The following is a 25,067-nucleotide window of genomic DNA, read 5'->3' as shown; positions in this document are numbered from 1 at the left end:
AACAGATTCTTCTTCACACTTTTTCTCCATTCAAAATAACATTACAGTATAAAATCATCAACTCTTAAAGCTTAAAACACTCTTAGTCTTAAACGCTAAAAACTTTCATCAAAAATCCGTAACTTTGCAAACTACTAAAAATTTTATGGAAAGTATTAAAGTTCACGACAAAACTTTTGTTCCTTATCTGGAGGACGCCGAAATTCAGGAGATCGTAAAAGCAACAGCTTTAAAAATTTATGAAGATTACAAGGACGAAGTTCCTGTTTTCATTGGTGTTTTGAACGGAGTTATCATGTTCTTCTCAGACCTTTTGAAGCATTATCCCGGTGAATGCGAGATTGCTTTCATCCAAATGAGTTCTTACGCAGGAACAGAATCTACAGGAATCGTTTACCAGAAAATGGAATTAACGAAAGACGTAAAAGACCGTCACATCATCCTTGTAGAGGACATCGTAGACACAGGAAATACAGTTGAAAGCCTTTTCAAATATTTTAGCGAAACACAGCGTCCAAAATCTGTAAAAATCGCTTCTTTCTTATTGAAACCGGAAGTTTATAAAAAAGATTTCAAATTAGATTATATCGGAAAAGAAATTCCGAACAAATTTGTTCTTGGTTATGGTTTAGATTATGATGAATTAGGAAGAAACCTTCCGAATTTATATCAGTTATCTGACGGACAAATCAACCATTAAACGCTGTTGGCTATTAGCTGATAGCTTTTAGCCTAAAAAAGTAAAATAAAGAAATAAATTTAATAATAACTTAAAAATGCTAAAGGCTAAAAGCAAATAAGCTAATGGTAAAAGCCAAAAGCCAATTGCAAACTGCCAAAAGCGCTTCAACATTATGATAAACATTGTTCTGTTCGGCCCTCCAGGAAGTGGAAAAGGAACTCAAGCTCAGAATCTGATCGAGAAATTTAATTTAAAACAAATCTCAACAGGTGACCTTTTCAGATTCAACATGAAAAATGATACTGACCTTGGGAAACTGGCAAAGTCTTACATTGATAAAGGAGAATTGGTTCCGGATCAGGTAACGATCGATATGCTGATTGACGAATTGAGAAAACCAACGGATGCTGCAGGATTTATTTTCGACGGATATCCGAGAACTGCAGTTCAGACAGAAGCTTTGGAAAAAATCGTAAAAGATGAATTGAATGACAACATCGATGTTTGTCTTTCATTAATCGTAGAAGATACTATTTTGGTTGAAAGATTGCTGAAAAGAGGTGAAACAAGCGGAAGAACCGATGACAGCAATGTAGAGATCATCGAAAACAGAATTAAAGAATATTATGCAAAAACAGCTGAAGTAGCTGAATTGTATAAGCAGCAAGGAAAATATGTGGAGGTAAACGGAGTTGGCGAGATCAACGAAATCTCTGAAAAGCTCTTTGCTGAAGTAGAAAAAATAAAATAAGGATTTAGAATTTAGGGATTCGGATTTAGCATTGCTCAAATCTATTCCCTAATCCCTGAAGCCTAAACCCTAAAAGAATTATGTCAAATTTTGTAGATTACGTAAAGATTCATTGTAAAAGCGGTCATGGTGGCGCAGGTTCTGCCCATCTTCGTCGTGAAAAATATATTCCGAAAGGAGGACCTGATGGTGGAGACGGAGGACGTGGTGGTCACGTTATCATGAAAGGAAATGCTCATGAATGGACTTTACTACCTCTTCGATACACGCGTCACATAAAGGCAGAACGTGGTCAGAATGGAGCTAAAAACCAGCTTACAGGAGCTTACGGAGAAGATATTTACATCAATGTACCTATCGGAACTATTGCTAAAAATGAAGACGGAGAAATCGTTGGCGAAATCCTGGAAGACGGTCAGGAAATCATCCTGATGGAAGGTGGAAAAGGTGGAAAAGGAAACGAACATTTCAAATCTTCTACCAACCAAACGCCTAGATTTGCACAACCGGGAATGGACGGTCAGGAAGGTTTCATTGTTTTCGAACTTAAAATCTTAGCTGATGTTGGATTGGTAGGTTTCCCTAATGCAGGAAAATCAACTCTTTTATCATCTGTTTCTGCGGCTAAACCGAAAATCGCCAATTATGCATTTACGACTTTAACTCCCAATTTAGGAATCGTAGACTACAGAAATTACAAATCTTTTGTAATGGCTGATATTCCGGGAATTATTGAAGGTGCAGCGGAAGGAAAAGGTCTTGGTCACCGTTTCCTGAGACATATTGAAAGAAACTCGATCTTATTATTCCTTATTCCGGCAGATTCTGAAAGTCATTTTCAAGAGTTTAAAATCTTGGAAAATGAATTACAGGAATACAACCCTGAATTACTAGATAAAGATTTCATCATTTCTATCTCAAAATCCGATCTTGTGGATGAAGAGCTTAGAAAAGAGATCTCTGCAGAATTCCCTGAAAATAAAAAACCTTTATTTTTCTCAGGAGTTACGGGAGAAGGTCTTATGGAATTGAAAGATGCGATCTGGAAGCAGTTGCACGGTTAAGAAAATATCTTATACAATATAAAAAAAGGATAAACATTGCTGTTTATCCTTTTTCATTACAACTTAAACTTATTATTTTTTAATAAATTTCTTAGTTGTTTTTCCTTCTTTTGTTTCAATAATAACAATGTAAGATCCTGATGGAATACTTCTTACATCTATTTTATTATCACTCAATACTATATTTATTTTCTTGCCTGAAATATCAAATATCTCTACTTTTTCAATTTTTGCACTTGATTTTATAGTTAAGAAATCTGAAACAGGATTTGGATAAACATCAATGATGTTATTAATTATCATGTTAGTTTTAGATTCTTTTTTCCTTAAATCCAAGAACATATTGTTTTTTTCAACATTCTTTTTCCCCAAAGCTTCAGGGTTACATGGAATTTCGCAGCTTTCAATTGTTGCAAGATATTTCGATCCCGGTTTTATGTCTGTTCCCGGAAGAAGGTTAACATAATTCCCTGCTTTCATCGTGATATCGCGTCCTTTATCAATGATATAATTATCTTTCGTTGTGATCGTATTTCCCGCCTGATAAGTATAAATGAAGTTGGTTTCAGGGGTCTGAAGTGTGATGTTTGAAACACAATTTCCACCACCTTCATTTCCATTAAGACTAGGTACTAATTGTGGAAATGATCTTGCAATTCCCGGCAATAAGTATAAGTTTGCCCAATCTAAACTGCTTCCTCCAAATACATCAGGATTAATAATTTTTGAAATATAATCATTGTACCCAAATTTTACATAAATATCACCTTTTGTATTTCGTTGCATACCTTCGAAATAATTGTTGGGTATCTGGAACTGTGTTACATTATTATAAACGAGATTAGTATTTGTTGAATTCACTAGATCAATCGCATAAATAGGAGCATCGTTTTTAACAAAATCTAAGGCTGCAACATATAAAATTTCCGAATTTTTATTAAACTCTGTATAAATGGGGCCTAAATTAGCTATCACAAGATAATAGTCATTGGTAAAATGCCCAGTATTATTATCAAAAGAATAAATTCGACCTTCATTATAATTGTTATTGATATCCTGACTAGTGACGCTTATATAATTGGAAAACTTATTACAAGAACTAATCTTTTCTGATGCCTTAATATAAGCATAATGTGAAAAGCTCGACGGTGCTGTGGTTGCTCCCAAGCTACTCACAACCGGAGTATTCGATAAACCATTACTGTCTAATAAATAGCTATACAGATTTGTGCCGTCCTGAATCAGTACCCAATAAGCAGAGTTATTAGCGTGAGGTACAACAGTTACTCCTTTTGCTGTTGTAAAATCATTTCCAAATTGATCCAGCATTGGCAAACCTGTAGAATTGGCCAGAACATCTCCTAATGGCAAGCCATTGGATCCTAAACTTCCCTGAGACATATCAACCACAGTATAGCGTGCTTTAAAAGTTCCTGATAAAACCACACCTCCACTAATTATATAGTACAAATTAGGGTTCGTAGGATGTTTAACTATAGATATCTGATAAGTACACTCTTGATTAAGTCCACTTCCATTGGGCATCAGCTGATGCTCTCTATTGAAAACCTCCAAACCATTCGTGTAAAACAATAATTTCCCACTACTGTCACTCACAGATGCACTTGCCAGATTTGTAACTGCCTGGCTGTCGTATAATACCGTAGGAGTACTTCCCGAAAAATTGATACCGGCAAAAGCTCCAAAATACCAATTGTCATTTTCTCCCTGAGAAAACAAAAATAACGGCAGAGCTAATATGAATGTTATATATAATTTTTTCATATGTTTAATTTTTACAGCTCATTATTTCATTTTCTTTTCTAAAACCTCAATGCGTTTTTGTTGTTCGATTGCATGAAGCGTAAGCTCTTCAATTTTCTTTAAAAGAAGGATATTCATTTCTTTTAATTCTATCCCATTTTCGATCGCTTCTTTTGTGGTAGGAACTTCAGGTAAATGGCCATTTTTATTGATGAACTGGCTAAGCTCATTCAATGACATCAGCTTATAATCTTTTTCAAAAACATAATCTGCCCATCCGTTGCTTGCTGCAATGTCTACTTTTACTTTTTCGGTTCTTATACCGTCTTTTACAAAAAGTTTATATCTTTCTCCGTCAGATGAAATTCCATCTGCAGGTAATTGATTCGTAAACTGTCCGATACCGATTGTTCCATTGTTCCCGATGATCCAATTCCCTATGTTTAATTCATTGTTTGAAGTGGCAGTTTTAGCATTTACGTTATCTCCGATAAGTATATTCCCATTCCCGCTGCTAAGGGAATAACCACTATTGTTACCAATTGCAATATTGCTATTCCCTGAATTCATCAGTTTCATAGCATTATAGCCAATAGCAATATTATTTTGCCCATTTTTTAAATAAGCCATCGTTCTACTTCCTAAAGCTGTATTATAAGAGATCTTGTCTCCAGCCATAGTGTTTTCTCTTGCTAATGAAGCATAACCAATAGCAGTATTTTCTACATATTCTCCCAATCCTTCCATTGATTTCATACCTACAGCAACATTTAAATCACCAATAGTAGATAATCTTAGTGAATTCACTCCAATTGCCACATTATAACTTCCATTTGTCATAGAGGATATGCTATTAGCTCCAATAGCAGTATTTGAAGCTCCAATTGTATTTAGCGTAAGAGCTCCAAATCCAAAAACAGTATTAAGTACTCCTGTTGTAGCATCATTACCACCTGCGAAAAAAAGATTTTTATCCCAAACTGAACCTATGGTAGAGATACCTTGAACTACTATTTTATTTCCTTCCGTAATTCGAAATTTTTCCGCATTATTCGTTTTAAAAATCAAAGGCTGATTATCTGTAGTTCCTAAAAAATTAGTAGTTGGATTCGTTCCCGGATTCCCTGTAAGATTCCATGATTGTGCATTTGCTTGTAAACCTAAAACAGCAGCAAGTAGAATGAGAGTTTTTTTCATGATTAAAAAATTAGTTTTATGAATTATTATAGATTAAAAAAGGAGAAAGAAAAAATCTCTCTCCTTGATTATTAATGTGTTTTACTGAACAATAATTTTCTTGGTAACTGTAGTTCCGTTATCAAGCTTAATCATTAATAAATAAGCTGATTTTGGAAGATTTTCAACAGGAACACTAAGATCATTTCCATTCAAAATATTTTTACCTGAAAGATCATAAAGCGTCCAACCCATTAATTTATTTTTACCAGCATCTATTTTCACAACTGTAGAGGCCGGATTTGGATAAATTTTAACTTCTGAAGCTACAATAGTACTTGTCTTAGCAAAAGTTGGTTCAATATTGTTTGGCCCTACATTATTGAAACTAGCAATTGTACACGGCCTAATATATGCTTTAAAATTTCCTCTTAAATCCCCTTTCACAAAGAAGCCCGGATTTAAATTAACATTTAGGCCAGCCTTATATTCTACACTCAGATTATCATTTATTGTTGAAGATGCAAAAATTGATTTTCCAGCCTGAAAAACCTGAGAAGATGTTACCGGTGTTGTAATATATAAAACGTCGGGACAAGGATTTGATCCATCAGAAGTTGGGATTAACTGAGGAAAAGAAAATCCGTTTCGAGTTCCTTTTTGTGGTGTTATCGTAGTTAAAGGGCTTACTGCAGGGCTCCATACATTTGGAGTATTAATGACTCCCCAATCATAAGATATAAAATTTGAGGTATTAGGAATCGTATTTCCAAATATTACTTCCTTATACCCATATCCTTCAGTATCATTAAGTAGAGCATTATATATTAAATATATTTTACCATTTTTTGCACGTTGCATTCCGACAGTTAATCCATTCAATGAAAATTTATAATGAATCGATGTATTTTCAACTCCTACTAAACTTGCTGTACTGATATTGTACATTGATAAACCAGACCAGCTAATATTACCAATACACGTAGGATATAAACAAAGATTAGCCCCTGCACTAATAAAGTATACAATATTACTGTCCGGAGAAAATTCTGCACTGTTTGGCCCACCACTATCATCATCATAATATCCTGCAAAGTTATCATTAGGAATAATATTAAAAGGACTCGTCACACTTCCTGTTGTATTGTTAAAATCATAAAGCCAAACACTTTTGTATTCTCGTGTTAAAAGTTTTTTAGCATTAGGTGAAATTTTAATAAATGAACCCAAATTCACTCCGGGGCTTACCACAGGAGCTGTATTCAACCCATTTGAATCCAGTTTATAGGATAGATAATTGCCGTTATTAGCCGTTACAATCCAATAAGAACTTCCATCGCTCGCAAATGTGGAGGTAAGGGCATTAGTTCCAGAATTAGTAAACAGTATATTGTTTTTTGAAATCACTTTACCCAAACCGCCATTCAAAGACATATCAACAATGGCATATCTAAGACCGTAATTAGTGGTAGGATTGAGAGCCTGCACATAGATTTGATCATTCATATACCTGTTTCCATTAATATAAAATACATAATACAATGATCCCGAACCAGGAACAGGAAGTATAATTGAGGATTGATCTGATGGATTCCCAAATGACTGATACTGATAGGTTGTATTAGATGCTCCAAACATTTCGTTCCCATTATCCATTATAACGCCATTTTTGTTATAGACACTATATCCGTTGCAAGAAAAAAGTAGCTCTCCTGTATTCTTATCACTGATCACAGAACTTGTATATCTTATAGCCGGAGTTACGTTCGTAGTATGCGTAAAACCATTAGGTGCAGTATTATCAAAACGCCATTTGCTGTTACCAAACAGCCAATTATCATTCTCATGCTGAGCAGACAAAAAGTTTGTGCTCAAAGCTATAAGAAATGCTATAAAAGAAATTTTTGTCTTCATAATTTTAAGTTTTAAAAAATTAATTTGAAGATCTTATTTCTTTTTTCAATGCTTGAATTTCTTCTTTTTGGGATACCAATTCTTTATTTTGTTGAATCAAGTGAAGAGTTAATTCCTCAACTTTTTTTAGCAAAAGGATATTCATTTCTTTTAATTCAATACCATTTTCGATTGCTTCTTTTGTGGTTGGAACTTCCGGTAAATGACCATTTTTATTGATGAATTGACTCAAATCATTCAATGACATCAACTTATAATCTTTTTCAAAAACATAATCTGCCCATCCGTTGCTAGCTGCAATATCTACTTTTACTTTTTCGGTTCTGATACCGTCTTTTACGAAAAGCTTATACTTTTCACCATCTGGCGCAATACCATCAGCGGGTAGCTGAGTTGTAAAAGTACCGATACCTATTGTTCCATTATTTCCTACGATCCAATTTCCGATATTCAGCTCATTATTAGGAGAAGTTGTATTATAAGGATTTATATTACTTCCAATAAAAATATTATTACTTCCTGAAGTTATATATCTGGCATTAGAAAAACCTACATTAATGTTATTAGAACCTTTACTTATTGCTCTGAATGACTCTGCTCCCAATACAACATTTGAGCTTCCACTGTTAAGGTATCTTAAAGCGCTTAATCCGACCGCTACGTTAGAATCTCCTACCAAGCTTCCGGATCCCAGTGCCGAAGTTCCTACTCCTACATTCCCATTTCCGTTCTGGAAATATTCTAATGAATTCATTCCTACCGCTACATTCGAAGACCCACCCTGTGTATTTCTCATCGAATTAAAACCTACAGATACATTTATCTCTCCACTTGTCATCAATGACATTGAATTGGTTCCAAGCGCTGTATTACCTCCACCGACAGTATTTTGCGTAAATGCTCCCATTCCGAATACTGCATTATTAAAAGTTGTTGCATTATCTATTCCGCCACCAAAAAATAGATTTTTATCCCAAAGCTGCCCCGGTGTGTTTACGTTAAAAAATATAAATCTCCCATCAGGGTTGATCTTCATCTTTTCAGCATTATTTGTTTTAAAAATCAAAGGTTGGGCATCAGTTGTTCCAATAAAATCTGTAGCAGTTGTTCCTGCATTTCCCGTAAGATTCCATGATTGTGCATTTGCAGTCAGACCTAAAACTGCTGCCAATAAGATGATCGTTTTTTTCATGAGTTATAATATTTGTTTTCATACCAAATATATATCACTTATATTAGAATAACCTTATGTAATTATTGAATTTATTTACATTTTTTCAATATTATTAGAATAATTTTAATTCAAAATAAACAATTGATTAATTTTTAAATAAACATTTATTTTGGAACAATTATTGAGAGACTCCAATCAAATTTAAACTATGAAATATTTACTAGGTCTTTTTGCATTTGTTGTATTATTTTCGTGCAATTCTCAAAATGTGAAAAATGATCAAAATAGCAAATCACAATATTCTACAATTGAATATAAAACGACACCTTGTTTCGGATTTTGTCCGGTTTACTCAATGACGATCAATCCTGACAGAACCGCAGTTTTAGAAGCTGAGCATTTTAATTTTACAAAAACACCTTCAAAAGATGAGTTTTCAAAGCCGCGTGAAGGAACTTTTAAAGCAACAATTAAAGAAGCAGATTACAATAAATTAGTTTCTCTATTAAATGGTTTAGATGTTAAAAATTTAAATGAAAACTATGGACAAAAAAACGTATCCGATCTTTCAAGCTCTAATTTAACTGTAAATTTTGCCGATGGTACTTCAAAAAAAGTAGAAGACTATGGGAAAAGAGGAAGCGAAAAACTGATCGAAGTTTACAAGTTTTTTGAAGATTTAAAACTTAATCAGCAATGGACCAAAGTCAAGTAATATACTTAAAAATATTTAAACTACCTTTGCATAATATAATTCCTTCACATTGAGGGAATTTTTACTTTAAATAAAAAAATAATTCATTTGAATTTTACAGACCTAAATCTAATAGACCCCATTGCAAAAGCAATTCAGGAACAGGGATATACCACTCCTACTCCTATTCAGGAAAAATCTATTCCTGAAATCTTAAATGGCAGAGACTTTCTAGGATGTGCACAAACCGGAACCGGAAAAACGGCCGCTTTTGCCATTCCTATTTTACAAAATTTATCCAAAAATAAAGTACAAAACAAAAATATAAAAGCTCTTATTCTGACTCCGACAAGAGAATTGGCGATACAGATAGAAGAGAACATCAAAGCTTACGGAAAATACCTTCCATTAAAAGAATTGGTGATTTTCGGAGGGGTAAAACAAGGAAGTCAGGAAACTGCTCTGAGAAGAGGAGTTGATATTTTGGTGGCGACTCCGGGAAGATTGCTTGACTTTATTGCTCAGGGAATCGTAAGTTTAAAAAACATTGAAATTTTTGTACTTGATGAAGCCGACAGAATGTTGGATATGGGTTTTGTACATGATGTAAAAAGAGTTATTAAACTTTTACCTCAAAGAAGACAGACTTTATTTTTCTCAGCAACAATGCCTTCTGAAATTCAGAAATTAGCAGATTCTATCTTAAATAATCCAGTAAAAGTAGAGGTTACTCCTGTTTCTTCAACAGCTGAAACCATCAAACAATCGGTTTATTTTGTTGAAAAAGATGATAAACTGGATCTTCTTACTCATATTTTGCAAAATGATATTTCTGATTCTGTTTTAGTCTTTTCAAGAACGAAACATGGAGCGGATAAAATTGCAAGAAAACTTCAGGCGAGCAAAATTTCTACGGAAGCTATTCATGGAAATAAATCTCAGAATGCCCGTCAGAATGCTTTAAATAACTTTAAATCAGGAAAAACAAGAGTTTTGGTTGCAACAGATATTGCAGCGAGAGGTATTGATATTGACGAGCTTAAATACGTAGTTAATTTCGAGCTTTCAGACGTTTCTGAAACCTATGTTCACAGAATCGGAAGAACGGGAAGAGCGGGTGCAGAAGGAAGTTCAATCTCATTTGTTGATGGACTTGACTTGTTAAACCTGAAAAATACCGAAAAGCTGATCGGAATGAAAATTCCTATTGTAAAAGATCATCCTTTCCACACAGATAATTTAGTAGCACAGAAAAGAGATTCTAATAATAAACCAGCAGGTGCAAGAACTCCAAGACCATCTCAAACTGCCAATACTAAGAAAAAACCAGCAGTAGATGCCGGGAAGAAGCCTAAAAATAAGAGTTTCTTTAGAAAAAAATAAATAAATTTGTGAATTAGAGACAAGTCGATTTATTCTAAAATTCATTTTCATGAGACTGTTTACCATTGAAGATTTAAAAGACATTTATATCAAATTTCATCAAAGAGGATTGCCTTTTCTTTTATCGAAATTGAGCTTAAATTCTTATAAAAGAACGCAAAGTGCTTTTAATGAAAAGGAAATACAGACTTCTAATTTTTGGATCATCCCTAAGGTTAGAAAAAGATGGAATAAGCTGATCACAGGAGATGAGAATGTTGTTTACGAAGAATATCTCACTCAAAATTTCTTTAAAAACAAAGATAAAATAAAAGTTCTGGCCTTAGGAACCGGCGTTTGCAGTCATGAAATAAAACTTGCAGAGCTTAATCCTAATCTGGAAATTCATTGCTACGATTTTTCTGATGAGTTATTAAATAAGGCAAAAACAATATCTGATCAGAAAAATCTTAACAATATTTTCTATTTCGCTGAAAATGTACTCACCTATTCTTTTAAACCAAACGAATATGATGCAGTCTTTTTTCACGCTTCACTTCATCATTTCGATAACATTCCTCAGTTCTTAGACGATGTGGTGATAAAAAGCCTTAAACCGGACGGTTACATCATCATTAATGAGTTTGTAGGAAACAGCAGACTGCAATATTCTACTCTTCAGTTGGAATATATTAATAAAGCTTTAAAAGAGATTCCGAAAAAATTCAGAAAAATCTTTAAAACTGAGATCTATAAAAACAAATATTATGGTTCGGGTGTTGTGAGAATGATTGTTGCTGACCCTTCTGAATGTGTAGATTCTAAGAGCATTATCCCCGCTATTCATCAAAAGTTCGATATTATAGATGAAAAGTCTTATGGAAATAATATTCTACAAAGCGCATTTAAAGACATTGCTCATCATTTTGTAGATTTAAATCCCGAAAAAGAAACCATTTTAGAAAAAGTTTTCGCTTTGGAAGATGAGCTTTTGCTTAAACATCCAAGTGATTTCATTTTCGGAATTTATAGATTAAAGCAAAATCCTATTTAAAATTTAAATAAATTCTTTGCATTTTCAGTCGTAATTCTATCGATCTCAGAAAAATCTTTCCCGTAAATATTCACCAGTTTTCCGGCAACCAAATCCAGATAAGAACTTTCATTTCTTTTCCCTCTGTGCGGAACTGGAGCCAGATATGGAGAATCTGTTTCCAGAACAATTTTGTCTAAAGGAATTTCATTTAAAAATTGATCGATTTTACCATTTTTAAAGGTTACTACTCCACCAATTCCCAGAATGAAATTCAGATCGATGGCGTGTTTCGCTTGCTCTAAATCTCCTGAAAAACAATGGAAAATTCCGCGGAGTTTTGGATGTTTTTTCCTTTCTAAAACTTCAAAAGTCTCATCAAAACTTTCTCTTGTGTGAATTACAATTGGTAGATCCATTTCAATTGCCCAGTCAATCTGCTGTTCAAAAGCTTTAACCTGAATATCTAATGTCGTTTTATCCCAATATAAATCAATTCCAATTTCTCCGATAGCAGGAAAATGTCTTTGATCAAGGTAATTTTTAACAATTTCTAATTCTTTTTCCCAAGATTCAGGCTTTACATAACAAGGATGAAGTCCCATCATTGAGAAAATCTGATTCGGATAATCTGCTTCCAATTGCAGCATTTTTTCGTGAGATTCTGAATCGATTGCCGGAAGATAAAATTCTGTAATTCCTTTATCTAAAGCCCTTTGAATGGCTTCTTTTCTATCTTCATCAAATTCTTCTGAGTATAAATGGGTATGTGTATCAATCATTGTTTTTAAAATTTTAATAGATCTTCATAAGGATTTTCAAGGCTCATCAACAAGCCAAAAGCGGGTTCTGTTTTGATTCCTTGCGTCTTTAATTCTATTATTTTTTGTTTAAAATCTTCTCCTTTTTCCTGTAATATTTTGTGTTCAGCAATCATATGCCGATAAGCATTCTGTTTTGTTGTCGGCTTATTTTGCCCGAAAATTTCGATGGGAAATTCTTCCAACATAGAATTCAAAATAATGCAATTTTCATTATTATTAATTATATTCGTTTCAATTGTAAAATCAATATTTTGAGGTAATATTTGATTTAAGAGTTCCAGAAATTCAGTCTCATCTTTGACTTCACAAATTATATCTAAATCACTTCCTTCAATATCAACTTCAATAGGAATTGTTCCAGCTAAAATGGGGGAATAATAACTTAATATTTCGAAAATTCTGTATTTGGTAAGAACTTCGTAAGCTCTTTTCTGCTTATCATTTCCCTCTTTTAAATAATCAAGTTTTGTAAAGTCGATCATTTGAAAACTAGAATATTTTATGTTTAACTTTTTTACGTTGAGCCTCTATCTTTTCGTTTAGTTTTTCTTTAAACTCAAGATATTTTGGATCTTTATCATCGTTCGTTCTATGTTCCAAAGCTTTATTGATTTTAAAATTTTCTTTGATAAACTCCTGTGTTTCATTAGAAAAATAAGCGCTTCCGAATTTTTCAAAAATATAGTTTACCGCCTGAGAACTCGGATGTATCATATCTTCTTTATAAAACCGGTAATCCCGAAGATCATCCATTAAAATCTCATAAATCGGAAGATAATGACAATTTTCAAACAATAAAATGGCTTCATGAATAGCTGTAATCAATTTTGACTTACTTAACTGATTTTCAATCATTCCATCCTTTGTATGACGAACCGGTGAAACCGTAAATAAGACCTGAACATCATCTTTACAAATATCTTTCAGATTTAAAATTGTATTGTAAATGGAATCTGTGAGTTCCTGATGAGTCAACAATCTCTTTTCGAAGAATTTTTGGGGAATTTTATGGCAATTCGCAACCAATTTATTTTTAGGAATAAATTCATAAATAAATGAAGTTCCGTAAGTTATAATCACCCAATTGGTATTTTGAAGGAACTGATTTCCTTCTTCAATCTTAGAATTAATTTTTTCTAAGGTCTGATGAACAAATCTTGTGTCGAAACTCGTGTGATGATCCAAGGAAATAAATTCATCATTAAAGGTGATTAAATCCTCTTCATGATAAAACTCAGAATCATGGAGCGTCTTAATAGAATTACTGATTGAAAAAGGGTTAAAAACAGTCCCAAACGGATTGTTGACGGTTTGAAGTTGACCATCATAAAATAAATCAGACATCTCAGAGGCAAAACATGATCCTATTGAAAATATTTTATCTTCAATTTCTATCTTTTTCTCTGATTCTTTGATCTCAACTTCAGTCCTGAATTTCATTGTATAAGGTTTAGGATTTAGGAATTAGGGCTTAGCTTGCACCGTTTGAAAGGAACTGATTCCTAAGCCCTAAATCCTATTACCTAATTTAACTCTCTCTTCTTAAAAGATAATTCGCCAGTTCTATAAACGGCTTTTTCTTTTCTTCCGGAATATCTATTTTTTTAAGGTAGCTTTGACCAATTTCGTTGTGTTTTTCGATCAAACGCAAGGCTTTTTCATCAACTTTAGTTCTTCTGAAGATCTTTTCAACGTTATAAACTTTGTCGATATTATCTGTCTTTTTAGAATACCAATAATCAAGTTCTTTTCTTTCTTCGTCGGTTGCATGCTCTCTGGCCATTAGATAAAGAACAGTCTTTTTGTTCTCATAAATATCACCTGCATGTTTTTTTCCAAACTGAGCCTGATCCCCGAATACATCCAAATAATCATCCATGATCTGGAAAGCGATCCCGATATGTTTTCCGAAGTTGAAAATTGCTTTAGCATCTTTAAAATTAGCTTTAGCAATCAATGATCCGATCTCGAAAGAAGATGCACTTAAAACACCTGTTTTATACGTAATCATTCTGATATAATCATCAAAAGTCACATTTTCCTGCGTCTCAAAATTGATATCATACTGCTGACCTTCACATAAAAGAAGTCCGGTATGTGTGAAGATTCTGATACAAGCTTTAAAAATTTCGGGTTCAAGGTCTTCAAAGAATTTGTAAGCCTTTAACATCAATCCGTCTCCGGAAAGAATTCCCACATTGATTCCGTGTAAAGTGTGAATTGTAGGTTTATTTCTTCTTAAAGGGGCTTCATCCATAATATCATCATGGATCAAAGTGAAGTTATGGAAAAACTCGATTGCCAAAGCCGGTTTAATCGCCTGTTTAAGATCACCGCCAAATAAATCACAAGCCATCAACACCATGATCGGACGAAGACGTTTTCCACCGTGGGAAATAATGTAGTTCATCGGATCATACAATTCCGTAGGTTTATCTTTAAAAGTGTACTTGGTAATGGCGTCCGCAACAATTTGTTGGTATCTGTCTAAAAATTCCATAAAATCATATAATTTCAACAAAAATACGATTTTTCAGGGCTTTATAAAACAAAAAACTTTGCCCAAATGGACAAAGTTTTTTTTTATTATTTGAATTTGTATTTTAAGTTAAAAATGTAACCAAAAGATAAGTAATTCCTGCAACAATTGCAGAGATAGGAATCGTTAATACCCAAGCCCAAAGTAAGCTTACCGTAATTCCCCATCTTACCGCGGAAACTCTTTTTGTTAAACCAACCCCGATGATAGAACCTGTGATCGTGTGTGTTGTAGATACAGGAATACCAAAATGATCTGTAATAAATAAAGTAATTGCTCCTGCTGTTTCAGCACTTACACCTTCCAATGAAGTTACTTTAGTGATTTTAGTTCCCATTGTTTTAATGATTTTCCAACCACCACTCATTGTACCCAATGCAATTGCGATGAAAGAAACCAAAGGAACCCAAATATAATGTTGTGCAAAATAATCGAAACGTCCTGCAGAAGGAATATTAAGATAAACAGGATCCTGAAGCATATTCACGTGATAATAGATCATCGCTGCTCCAATAATACCCATTACTTTCTGTGCATCATTCAGACCGTGTCCTAAACTGAACAAAGCTGAAGAAGCCAACTGTAATCTCTTAAATGATTGATCTGCTTTATGCGGATTCGATTTTTTATAAAGATGAACAATAATTAATGTGATAATGATTGAAATAATCATCCCAATAATCGGCGCCATAAAAATGAATAGGAAAATAGGAATTACTTTATCAAATTTAACAACGCTTTGTGTCGTTACCTGATAAGCAGCCGTCTTAAACGTTTCCCACATTCCTAACTCAGGATGAGCAGCAACAACTTCGTGATAATCCATCATAAAGGCGTGCATTAAAGCCGCTCCTAAAAATCCACCGATCAAAGTGTGTGATGATGATGAAGGAATCCCGAACCACCATGTTAAAAGGTTCCAGGCTATTGCAGCAATAAGACCTGAAAATATTACTTCTAATGTAATAAAGTTCTCGTTAACCGTTTTGGCAATCGTATTACCAATTTTAAATTCTCCAATAATATAAGCAGCGATAAAGAAGGCAGCAAAATTCCAAAGTGCTGCCCAAAGTACAGCCTGGAATGGAGTTAAAACTTTTGTAGAAACGATAGTCGCAATCGAGTTGGCCGCATCATGAAAACCATTGATATAATCGAAAATTAAAGCCAGCGCAATAATAACTATCAGTAAAATAGGAAATTCCATTTTTGTTATATTGTTTAGGCGTATTTAATCATGATGTTCTCAATAGTATTGGCAACATCTTCTGCCTTATCGGTTACTATTTCAAGATAATTAAGTACAGATGAAACTTTGATAATATTGATCGCATCATTCGTTTCAAACAATTCTACCATAGAATTAGAAAGAAGGTCATCTGCAATATTTTCAATAGAATTTACTTTGATACAAGCTTCTTTTACCTGCTCCATGTTTTTGAAACCTTTAAGGTTCTTCATTGCGTTCTGGATCTCCAGACAAGCTTTGTGGATCAGTAAAGAGAAATCTGAATAAGCCTTCAATTCAGGAGACTTGTAAAGAAAAATATACTTTGTAGAAGCATAGATGTAATCAGCGATATCATCTAAACCAGTAGCCAACGTGTGAATATCTTCACGATCGAAAGGAGTGATAAAGTTTTTACCCAATTCTACAAAAATCTCATGAGTAAGCTCATCATTTTTGTGTTCATAGTCGCTCATTTTCTTCAACATAGAGTCATCGTTAAGATCGAAATCTTTGATACCGGTGTTGAATTCTTCAGACATTGCAACTAGGTTCTCTGTTACTTTTTCGAAAAGCACAAAGAAGATTTTGTCTTTCGGTTGAAAAGCGTGGAAAATATTACCAATTCCCATTTTTAAGTATTTATAATTTTGTGCAAATTTCCTAAAAAAGCACCTTACCTGAAACAATCTGACGTTAAGTTTTGTTAACATTACATTAATGCCTGATTATCAAACAAAAAAACCGGCTTTGATGCCGGTTTTATATAGTTTGGAATGAGTATTAATTCGCCTCTTCAGCTCTCATATCTTTTCCTTTGAATTTCATTGATGCAATATTATTCAAAAGCTCTCCTTTAAACGATTTTTCAATCTCAAAGAAAGAGAATTTCTCTAGAATTTCGATGTCACCAATTTCAGCTCTTTTCTTACTACCTCCCGCAGGTGTAGTTGCTTTGTTGATGATATCTAAAACATCTAATTTCTTCAATTGATCTTTTTTACCCAAGTTGAAGAAGAATCTTACCATATCTTCGTTCTTTCTTCTTGGTTTTCCACCACGTTCTCTTCCTCCTCTGTCTCTGTCTCCACTTCTGTTATCGCGGTCTCCTCTGCTTCTATCTCTGTCACGACCTCTATCTCTGTCTCTTCTAGGATAGTCATCATCTCTAGAGCTGAATTTCTGCTCAACAAGATCATGTTTATCTTTGTAGTACAATGCAAGATCTTTCAATTGGAACTGCAATAATTTGTGTACCAATTCTTCTTTTGTGAAAGCATTAAGATCCGGGATCAAGCTGTCATCAAATTCGAAGATATCTTCGTGTTCTGTGAATAATTTTTCGAAAACTCCACCAACCTGAGCTTTGATTACCTCTTGTCCTGTTGGTATAATTTTTTCAACGATATCAATTTTAGTTGTAGATTTTATCTGCTTTAATTTTCTGCTTTCTTCAGGCTTGATTAAAGAGATTGAAATCCCATCTTTTCCTGCTCTACCTGTTCTTCCACTTCTGTGAACGAATACTTCAGGATCATCAGGTAAAGAATAATGGATAACGTGAGTTAATGAATCAACATCCAATCCTCTCGCCGCAACGTCTGTTGCAACCAAGATATCGATATTTTTCAATCTGAATTTCTTCATTACAGTATCTCTCTGCGCTTGAGAAAGATCTCCGTGAAGAGCATCAGCTGCGTAACCGTTCTGCATTAAGAAATCTGCAACCTCCTGAGTTTCCATTCTTGTTCTACAGAACAAAATTGAATACTGGTTAGGGTTTGCATCAATTAATCTCTTAAGAGCTTCTTTTTTGTTACGGTACCCAACAACGTAATATTCATGCTTGATGTTCTTTTTAACCTCGTTAATAGAACCCACAGAAATACGGTGTGGTTTTGTAAGATAATTTTTAGAAATTCTCTCCACTTCTTTATTCATCGTTGCAGAGAATAAGAAAGTTTGTTTTGTTTCAGGAGTTTCTCTTAAAATTGTTTCCAATTCGTCTTTGAAACCCATTGAAAGCATTTCATCAGCTTCGTCTAAAACTAACCAATGAATAGCAGAAAAGTCTAATGCTTTTCTGTTGATAAGGTCGATAACTCTTCCTGGAGTACCTACAATAATCTGTGGCTTATCCTTTAGAGATCTAATTTGATCCATAATACTGCTTCCACCGTAAACTGCTGTAGTTTTGATGTCTTTCATGTATTTGGAGTAATTTTTTATGTCTTTAGAAATCTGAAGACATAGTTCTCGTGTCGGACAAAGCACCAAAAATTGGATTTTGCGACTCGTATCGTCAATCATATCCAAAATCGGAAGCGAAAACGCTGCTGTTTTGCCTGTCCCTGTTTGCGCAAGTGCGATCAAGTCGCGAATATCTGAAAGAATAAAAGGGATAGTCTGTTTTTGGATTTCTGTTGGGCTTTCATAACCCAGTTCGCCAACTGCCTTAAGAATGTCAGGACTTAAATTGGACTCCGTAAATAAATTCATTAAATATTATAAAATTTCTGCAAATATACAATTAATATTTGGATTTCTTTTTATATAATATTACGGAATTAATAATTTTAATTTCCAAAACCCTAAATATTTTAAAATTTCAACAGAAAAAACCTAAAATTTTTATTTTTAATGTAACAAAATCTCAATCAAGACGGCGATTATTAAATTATTTGTTATCGAGTTAAATAATTGTGAATCATTAAAAAAATATATTATTTGGCGTATAAAAGAGATTTAATTAAATTTGATTTAAAATAAAAACATGTCCGCTACCATTTCTACAAAAACATTCGATTTCATCAAAAAGTTGACTAAAAACAACAATCGCGAATGGTTTAATGAAAATAAAAATCTTTACACAGAATCTCAGCAAAATGTAATTTCTTTTCTTGAAGAGCTGATCAATGAAATGGGAGGATTTGATGAAGAGTTGGCAAAATTAGATCCAAAAAAGGCGTTATTCAGAATTTACAGAGATACAAGATTTTCAAAAGATAAAATCCCTTATAAAACCAATTTCGGAGCATCATTAGGAATGGGAAAAGGAAGTCAGAAAGGCGGATATTACCTTCACATTGAACCCGGAAAATCATTTTTAGCAGGCGGAATTTACATGCCGGAATCCTCTGTTTTGAAAGAAGTAAGAAAAGAAATTTCTTTATATGGCGACGATTTCATGAAAGTTATCAACAATAAAGATTTCAAAAAACACTTCCCGGAATTAGACCAAGCCGACAAGTTGAAAAAAGTTCCGCAAGGTTTTGAAAAAGAAGATCCGATGGGTGAATATTTAAAATTAAAAAGTTTCATCGTGGTTTATAATTTAAAAGACGAGGAAGTTTTAGATGAAAATGCAGCGAAAAACATGTCAGAGATTTTTAAAGTCATGAAACCTTTTAATTATTTTTTGAATACGCCGTTTCTTTAACTCAATAAAAATCAACACCCAGTTTGTCATTCCGGAGGAATCTAGATTTAGCTTTCAAATATAATTGTTAAGATTCCTCCGGAATGACAAACTGGGTGTTACTTACAGGCTTGAAAAAAATATTTTCACAACTGATAATCAAGCCATTACAATCAAACAAATTTAACATTAGTTTAACATTTTTGCTTATCTTTGCTGATCGTCAAAAAACTCAGGATGTCTTTATACCAAAGAATTGCAGAAAAACTACAATATATTAGTCCGAATTTCTATAAAAAAAGATATTTTAAGACCTTAAACCATCTTAATAAAGATAATTTTTCGGCTCGTAATGTAGAACCAGAATTGGTCTGGATCAAAGAATATTTGCCCAAAAAAGCAGTCATTCTTGATATCGGAGCCAACGTTGGAACCTTCCTTTATCAGCTGGAAAACAAGTTGGATCACAACCATATTTATGCTTTTGAACCCAACAAAAAACTGTACCGCCGCCTGAAAAGATTATTCCCGAGAATAAACGTTTTTCCGCTTGCACTTTCTGACGAAAATACGACTGCAGAATTTAAAGTTCCTATCATCAATGGTAAAATGATCGCGTCCCGAGGAACGCTGAACATTTTATATAAAGAAAAGGGCGAAGAAAAAAGCTTTACTGAAAAAGTAAAGGTCATCAAATTGGATGACTGGGCTGCAATTGAACATTTTAACAGACTGGATTTCATCAAAATAGACGTTGAAGGAAATGAAATGAAAACGCTTTTAGGAGCAAAAAAAATCATTCAACAGTTTTTACCAACTTTGATGGTTGAGATGGAACAAAGACACCACGACAAACCCATCTGGAATGAAATTTCCGAAGTTGAAGGCTGGGGATATGAAGCCAAATATCTAAACAGACATAATTTTGAGCTTGAAAAACTGACTGAAGAAATTCTAACAAAAAACACCAACGACGAAAAAAATAAAACGGAATACATCAACAACATTATTTTTATACCTAAAAACCTTTAAAATATTATTATGAGCGTAGTAGCAAGGCAAGGCTTCAAATATTCCATTATCGGTTATATTGGTTTTTTGTTGGGTACAATTTCTGCAATTTTCATTTTCCCTTATGATTTTGAATTTTACGGAAAATTGCGCTACATCCTTCCTACCGCTGAAATGCTGGTTCCTTTTGTTGTTTTAGGAATTTCTTATTCTAATGTGAAATTTTTTCACACTGTAGAAAAAGATGGTAAAAAACAGAATATGCTTTCGCTTTCTTTGCTTACTGTTCTTATTAATTTTGTTGTATTCAGTGTAATATTTTTTGTTCTCCCCTATTTTTATCCTAAATTCAAACTCTCGGAAGCCTGGAAGAGCAAAGAAATGATTCTGCCGCTGATATTAATACTTTCGTTTTGCGCGATCTTTAATAAATATACTTCCAACTATAAAAGAATCGTTGTTTCTAACATTTTTGATAATCTTTTTCCGAAAATAGCCAATTTAGGAGCATTTTGTTTATTCTTCTATTTTGCTTTCTCACAGAAAGTTGCATTTGCTTTTTTCTTCGGAATTTTCACTTTAATGCTTTTCGGTTACATTTATTACACGAATAAACTAGAAAAAATACAACTCGATTTCAACACAGATTATTTTAAGAAAAATAATTTTTGGAAAGAGTTTTTTAATTATAGTTTTTTTGGATTTTTAGGAACTTTTGGAAATTATTTAGCCATTAACAGCTTTATGATTGGTGAATATTTAGGAATGGAAGAAGTAGGAATTTACTCAGTTTTATACGCCTTGATTTCTTTGATTTCTATTCCGCAATTGGGATTATTCAATATTTCTGCGCCAATTATTAATAAAACACTGGCAGACGGAGATATGGAAGAACTGGACAGATTTCATAAAAAAACGTCTTTATCTTTATATTTTTTAGGTGCCGTTTTGTTTTCGTGCATCATGGTCGGATTTCCTTTTTTAACGCAGTTTATGCCTAAAAATGGGACAATGTTAAGAGAATATGAACCCGTAGTTTGGATATGGGGTTCTGCGGTTTTAGTTGATCTCGCAACAGGATTCAACGGAAATATTATTTCACTTTCTAAATACTATCGTTTTAATATTTTAGTGATGCTTTTACTGGCAGGATTAACGATTGGGCTGAATCTTTATTTCATTAAAAACACGGACCTTAAATTGATTGGAATTGCCTTATCTACAGCAATTTCACTAACAACTTACAACGTTATTAAAATCATTTTTAATTATGTTGTTTTCAAGGTTTCTCCGTTGACAATTGAAATGATTTTTGTGTCGATTATCTGTACTTTAGCGATAACCGTTGCAATTGTGTTACCAACTTTTGATAACAATTTCATCAATTTAATCTACAAACCAGCCGTTGTTTTAGTATTGATTTACATTGGAAATTATTTCACGAAAATCTTCCCAATTGAGGATTATTTAAATATCAGATTTATAAAAAGTGTTTTCAAAATCAAGTAGTAATTAATTGATTTAAAACATTTTCTAAATTATCCTGAACCAATTTTTTGTTATAATTTTTCTGAAAATCGAAGTTAATATTTTTCAGTTGGATAAATTGTTCCATTAAGTTATCGTTCTCAGGAATAATGAAATCTAATTTTGATGGATAATTTTTAGGAAAAACAGCCAATTTTCCATACTTGATGGCATCGCCAAGATTACCTGTCATCTTAGTCGCTCCGTAGATTTCTTTTTGACTGAAAAACTCAGTTTCCTGTTGAATCGGACACCATAAAACATCTGCTTCACTCATCCATTTTTCAAAATCATTTTGAGAAATACGTTCTGAAAAGTAGGTGATATTAATTTGTTCTAAAGATTTTTCCAGATCAATAATTTCGCGTAATTCATTTCCGTCAGCTTTTCCCAGAAATATAAATTCAATTAATTTGTTCTCTGAATTTGAGTTCCTTTTAAGATCATTTTCCCATTTTCTTATATTTGAAAATACTCTTTTGTAATCGCGTCTCATTTGAGAAACTCCGCCAGGAATAACTATTTTTAAAACTTTATTCTCTGAATTTTGAACATTTTTAGTGTAAAAAAGAGGGAGAAATTTATATTTTTCAGAAGCTAATTCCTGATCTAATACTAACAAATTTTTCGCCTTCTTATATACTTTTGAAGAATAGAAAAGTCCTTCTTTCCACCATAATTTCAACCTGTAAATCATATCTTTTTTCAAGATATTTTTAATTAAATCAGATTTTGAAATATTGGTAAAATTAATATTATGAACTATAATTGCCGTATTAAATTTATTTGTAACAGCTTGAAATGTGTTGAAATAGCGATGAACAGTTCCGATAATAATCAGGTCGTATTTTTTAATTTTCAACTGATCCATAATCATTGAACTGTCGGACAGAAATATATTTTCTCTTGATTCTTTTATCTGATTTTTAATTCTTTGCGAAAAATAATAATCTACTTCAAATTCATTCGAATCCTGCATGATTTCAATAAAATCCTGTGCAATTTCTGCGTGAGTGTCTATTTCTATGTAGGCTATTTTTTTCACTTTAAGTTTTGGCTAAAGCCAACTGATTTTTCTTGATTTGTTAAACGGGCTAAAGCCCGTTCCTATTGATATTTTTAATGCAAAAAATCTTGCGACAACAATAATCTTACCTATATCATCTTTGTCATGCTGGAAGCATCTCTACAATACCTTTTATAATTGAGGTTAGATTCCTCCGGAATGACAAACTTTATGCTTAACTATTTTACTAAATCTTTAACCATTTCTTTTTCAAAGCTTCCCAACGCTTGTTGTTGATAACTTTTTGTTCGTCTTTCGTGATTTTCATTTCCAGTTTTTTTGATCTGCAGTTTTCGTAAGACTTAATAATTTGGAAGAAAAATGGAATCGATTTGCTTTTCATCGCCTCTTTGGAAGATGCGACATAAGCCAGAAATCTTTTTAAGCCCAGAAAATAAAAATATCTTCCGTAATAATCAGATTCTTTTACGGTGTAATCAGCGCCTTTCACTTTAATTAATTTCACCTGTAATTCGGGTAAAACGACTTCTTTCCAACCTAAATTTTCAAGCAAAATAGAATCAATATTATCCCAGCCTAAGGTTTCTCTTAGCCCTCCTATTTCGATAAAACATTCCTTTCGATAAGCTTTCATCGGACCCCTCACGTGATGTTTATTTGAATTTCCTTCATATATCCATTCTCCATTTTTCTCGATGTATAAAAGTCCTCCAATTAATCCACTTTTAGGATTATTTTGAAAAGATTCCTCTATAATTTCAAGATAATTTTCAGGCAAAATAATATCTGCATCGAACTTACAAATGATGTCAAACTCATCTAGATTTTGAGTTTTTAACCCATTTTTAAAAGCGTTAACCACTTTTGAACCCGGTTGATGAGCAGATTTTTGAAGATTTATAGTTTCAAAACGAGAATCCTGATCCGTATATTTTTTGATAATTTCGGATGTTTTATCCGTGGAACCATCATTGACAACCACAATTTTATAATCCTTAAAACTTTGCTGTTGTAAAGAATTTAAAGTGAATGAGAGATTATCTTCTTCGTTATGTGCAGGAATGATAATTAAAAATTTCACCTATTTTTTTATTTTCAAATTTACTTCAAATAAAAACTCAGGTTCCTGTAAGCTTTCAAAAGCCTTGGTTTTAAAATTACCTTTAATAAAAACCGCACACATCGAATTGGCTACATGATATAAGTTTTGATGAAAATTTTTAGGTAAACCATCCAAAATTCCTTGAAAAACTTCATATCTGATCTTTTCAGGATTAAAGGCGTAATCATGCCAAACGACTACCGTATTTTCATGCATAAGATGTTTAAACACCTTTTCAGTATCATTTTTCACCATTTCATAGCAATGATCTCCGTCGATGAAAATAAGGTCGTATTTTTTATTTAAACTTCCGAAATCAAAGGTTTTTGAATTTCCTTCTAAATGAAGGATTTCAGGATTTTTTTTGGAAATAATTCCGTGAAGATCGGCATACTTTTTGTCTACACCCAACTCTAAAAGGTCTTTTTCTGAAAGGTTAAAAGTTGTGCAATCGTTAATCACTTTTGCAACATTCCAAACACTTTCTCCTCTCCATGTTCCGATTTCAAAATAGCTTTTCTTTCCTTTTGCTAAAGTCTTTAACAAGGCTAAATCTGTAGGAATTGAACCTCCGTCCAGAAAGCACAAATCAATGGTTTCATCAAAAGATCCTTCACTCAGATCAAGAAGATTGATCTGAGGAAGGGTTTCCAAATGAGAATATTTTTTAAGAAATTCTTTTTTCTTTACATTTCTGTCATTAAGCACCAAGTTAAGCAAGCTTGGATCCTGAGCTATATTTTGTAATGCTTTGACAGTTTTGTTGATCTTACTCAC

The 25,067-nt window shown here is 33.1% G+C and carries 23 protein-coding genes; 9 read left to right on the top strand and 14 right to left on the bottom strand.

Annotated elements, in window-relative coordinates; genetic code table 11:
* Window positions 1-145: 145 nt before the first annotated feature.
* The 3 genes from hpt (at window position 146) to obgE (ending at window position 2,497) form a co-directional block, all read left to right on the top strand.
* Window positions 146-700 carry a hypoxanthine phosphoribosyltransferase gene (hpt, locus tag SB689_RS17390; RefSeq protein WP_066751064.1) on the top strand — a complete coding sequence of 185 codons (555 nt, stop codon included), beginning with the start codon at window positions 146-148 and terminating at the stop codon, window positions 698-700.
* Between the two features lie 154 nt (window positions 701-854).
* Window positions 855-1,433, top strand: a complete 579-nt coding sequence (locus SB689_RS17385; RefSeq protein ID WP_410693373.1) for an adenylate kinase — start codon at window positions 855-857, stop codon at window positions 1,431-1,433.
* Between the two features lie 80 nt (window positions 1,434-1,513).
* The gene (gene obgE, locus SB689_RS17380) at window positions 1,514-2,497 is read left to right on the top strand and encodes a GTPase ObgE (protein ID WP_410693372.1); all 984 of its coding nucleotides are present in this window, start codon (window positions 1,514-1,516) and stop codon (window positions 2,495-2,497) included.
* A 72-nt stretch (window positions 2,498-2,569) separates the two neighbouring features.
* Here the strand turns inward: obgE and SB689_RS17375 are convergent, their stop codons facing one another.
* The 4 genes from SB689_RS17375 to SB689_RS17360 form a co-directional block, all read right to left on the bottom strand.
* Window positions 2,570-4,282 (bottom strand): T9SS type A sorting domain-containing protein, encoded by a 1,713-nt coding sequence (locus tag SB689_RS17375; protein WP_410693371.1) that lies wholly within the window; start codon window positions 4,280-4,282, stop codon window positions 2,570-2,572.
* A gap of 21 nt (window positions 4,283-4,303) precedes the next feature.
* A complete protein-coding gene (locus SB689_RS17370) occupies window positions 4,304-5,458 on the bottom strand; it encodes a hypothetical protein (RefSeq protein WP_410693370.1) in 1,155 nt (384 codons plus the stop codon).
* An 81-nt stretch (window positions 5,459-5,539) separates the two neighbouring features.
* Window positions 5,540-7,351, bottom strand: a complete 1,812-nt coding sequence (locus tag SB689_RS17365) for a 3-coathanger stack domain-containing protein (protein WP_410693369.1) — start codon at window positions 7,349-7,351, stop codon at window positions 5,540-5,542.
* Window positions 7,352-7,370: 19 nt separating this feature from the next.
* A complete protein-coding gene (locus tag SB689_RS17360; RefSeq protein ID WP_410693368.1) occupies window positions 7,371-8,543 on the bottom strand; it encodes a hypothetical protein in 1,173 nt (390 codons plus the stop codon).
* Between the two features lie 190 nt (window positions 8,544-8,733).
* On the opposite strand from SB689_RS17360, the gene SB689_RS17355 reads away from it, so the two are divergent.
* The 3 genes from SB689_RS17355 to SB689_RS17345 all read left to right on the top strand — a co-directional run bounded on the left by SB689_RS17355 (window position 8,734) and on the right by SB689_RS17345 (window position 11,635).
* Window positions 8,734-9,240 (top strand): DUF6438 domain-containing protein, encoded by a 507-nt coding sequence (locus SB689_RS17355; protein ID WP_410693367.1) that lies wholly within the window; start codon window positions 8,734-8,736, stop codon window positions 9,238-9,240.
* 87 nt (window positions 9,241-9,327) lie between these two features.
* The gene (locus SB689_RS17350) at window positions 9,328-10,602 is read left to right on the top strand and encodes a DEAD/DEAH box helicase (protein WP_410693366.1); all 1,275 of its coding nucleotides are present in this window, start codon (window positions 9,328-9,330) and stop codon (window positions 10,600-10,602) included.
* 49 nt (window positions 10,603-10,651) lie between these two features.
* Window positions 10,652-11,635 carry a methyltransferase domain-containing protein gene (locus SB689_RS17345; protein ID WP_410693365.1) on the top strand — a complete coding sequence of 328 codons (984 nt, stop codon included), beginning with the start codon at window positions 10,652-10,654 and terminating at the stop codon, window positions 11,633-11,635.
* On the opposite strand, the gene SB689_RS17340 is transcribed toward SB689_RS17345, so the two are convergent.
* The 7 genes from SB689_RS17340 to SB689_RS17310 all read right to left on the bottom strand — a co-directional run bounded on the left by SB689_RS17340 (window position 11,632) and on the right by SB689_RS17310 (window position 18,704).
* Window positions 11,632-12,396: a TatD family hydrolase gene (locus SB689_RS17340; protein WP_410693364.1), complete on the bottom strand. Its 765-nt coding sequence runs from the start codon at window positions 12,394-12,396 to the stop codon at window positions 11,632-11,634. The genes SB689_RS17345 and SB689_RS17340 overlap by 4 nt on opposite strands.
* A 5-nt stretch (window positions 12,397-12,401) precedes the next feature.
* On the bottom strand, window positions 12,402-12,920 hold the full coding sequence (locus tag SB689_RS17335; protein ID WP_410693363.1) for a DUF4269 domain-containing protein: 519 nt from the start codon (window positions 12,918-12,920) through the stop codon (window positions 12,402-12,404).
* Window positions 12,921-12,927: 7 nt separating this feature from the next.
* Entirely contained in the window at window positions 12,928-13,878 is a 951-nt protein-coding gene (locus SB689_RS17330; RefSeq protein WP_410693362.1) for a GSCFA domain-containing protein, read from the bottom strand.
* A gap of 88 nt (window positions 13,879-13,966) precedes the next feature.
* Window positions 13,967-14,938, bottom strand: a complete 972-nt coding sequence (locus SB689_RS17325; protein ID WP_410693361.1) for a polyprenyl synthetase family protein — start codon at window positions 14,936-14,938, stop codon at window positions 13,967-13,969.
* A 103-nt stretch (window positions 14,939-15,041) separates the two neighbouring features.
* Entirely contained in the window at window positions 15,042-16,184 is a 1,143-nt protein-coding gene (locus tag SB689_RS17320) for an anion permease (protein ID WP_410693360.1), read from the bottom strand.
* Window positions 16,185-16,198: 14 nt separating this feature from the next.
* A complete protein-coding gene (locus SB689_RS17315; RefSeq protein WP_072412441.1) occupies window positions 16,199-16,837 on the bottom strand; it encodes a DUF47 domain-containing protein in 639 nt (212 codons plus the stop codon).
* 151 nt (window positions 16,838-16,988) lie between these two features.
* Window positions 16,989-18,704, bottom strand: coding sequence for a DEAD/DEAH box helicase (locus tag SB689_RS17310; RefSeq protein WP_072412442.1), 1,716 nt, complete (start codon window positions 18,702-18,704; stop codon window positions 16,989-16,991).
* A gap of 274 nt (window positions 18,705-18,978) precedes the next feature.
* On the opposite strand from SB689_RS17310, the gene SB689_RS17305 reads away from it, so the two are divergent.
* The 3 genes from SB689_RS17305 (at window position 18,979) to SB689_RS17295 (ending at window position 22,143) form a co-directional block, all read left to right on the top strand.
* On the top strand, window positions 18,979-19,644 hold the full coding sequence (locus tag SB689_RS17305) for a DUF2461 domain-containing protein (protein ID WP_410693359.1): 666 nt from the start codon (window positions 18,979-18,981) through the stop codon (window positions 19,642-19,644).
* Window positions 19,645-19,860: 216 nt separating this feature from the next.
* Window positions 19,861-20,655, top strand: coding sequence for an FkbM family methyltransferase (locus tag SB689_RS17300; protein WP_410693358.1), 795 nt, complete (start codon window positions 19,861-19,863; stop codon window positions 20,653-20,655).
* Between the two features lie 9 nt (window positions 20,656-20,664).
* Window positions 20,665-22,143, top strand: coding sequence for a lipopolysaccharide biosynthesis protein (locus SB689_RS17295; protein WP_410693357.1), 1,479 nt, complete (start codon window positions 20,665-20,667; stop codon window positions 22,141-22,143).
* Here the strand turns inward: SB689_RS17295 and SB689_RS17290 are convergent.
* From SB689_RS17290 to SB689_RS17280, 3 genes are all read right to left on the bottom strand, one after another.
* Window positions 22,136-23,206 (bottom strand): hypothetical protein, encoded by a 1,071-nt coding sequence (locus SB689_RS17290; RefSeq protein ID WP_410693356.1) that lies wholly within the window; start codon window positions 23,204-23,206, stop codon window positions 22,136-22,138. The genes SB689_RS17295 and SB689_RS17290 overlap by 8 nt on opposite strands.
* 208 nt (window positions 23,207-23,414) lie before the next feature.
* Window positions 23,415-24,269 (bottom strand): glycosyltransferase, encoded by an 855-nt coding sequence (locus SB689_RS17285; RefSeq protein ID WP_410693355.1) that lies wholly within the window; start codon window positions 24,267-24,269, stop codon window positions 23,415-23,417.
* The gene (locus SB689_RS17280; RefSeq protein ID WP_410693354.1) at window positions 24,270-25,067 is read right to left on the bottom strand and encodes a class I SAM-dependent methyltransferase; all 798 of its coding nucleotides are present in this window, start codon (window positions 25,065-25,067) and stop codon (window positions 24,270-24,272) included.

It is taken from the genome of Chryseobacterium sp. SIMBA_038, assembly GCF_046535115.1.
In the GTDB taxonomy this organism is placed as follows: Bacteria; Bacteroidota; Bacteroidia; order Flavobacteriales; family Weeksellaceae; genus Chryseobacterium.
The sequence above is the reverse complement of the archived record's forward strand: the minus strand, read 5'-3'. Positions and strand labels throughout refer to the sequence as shown.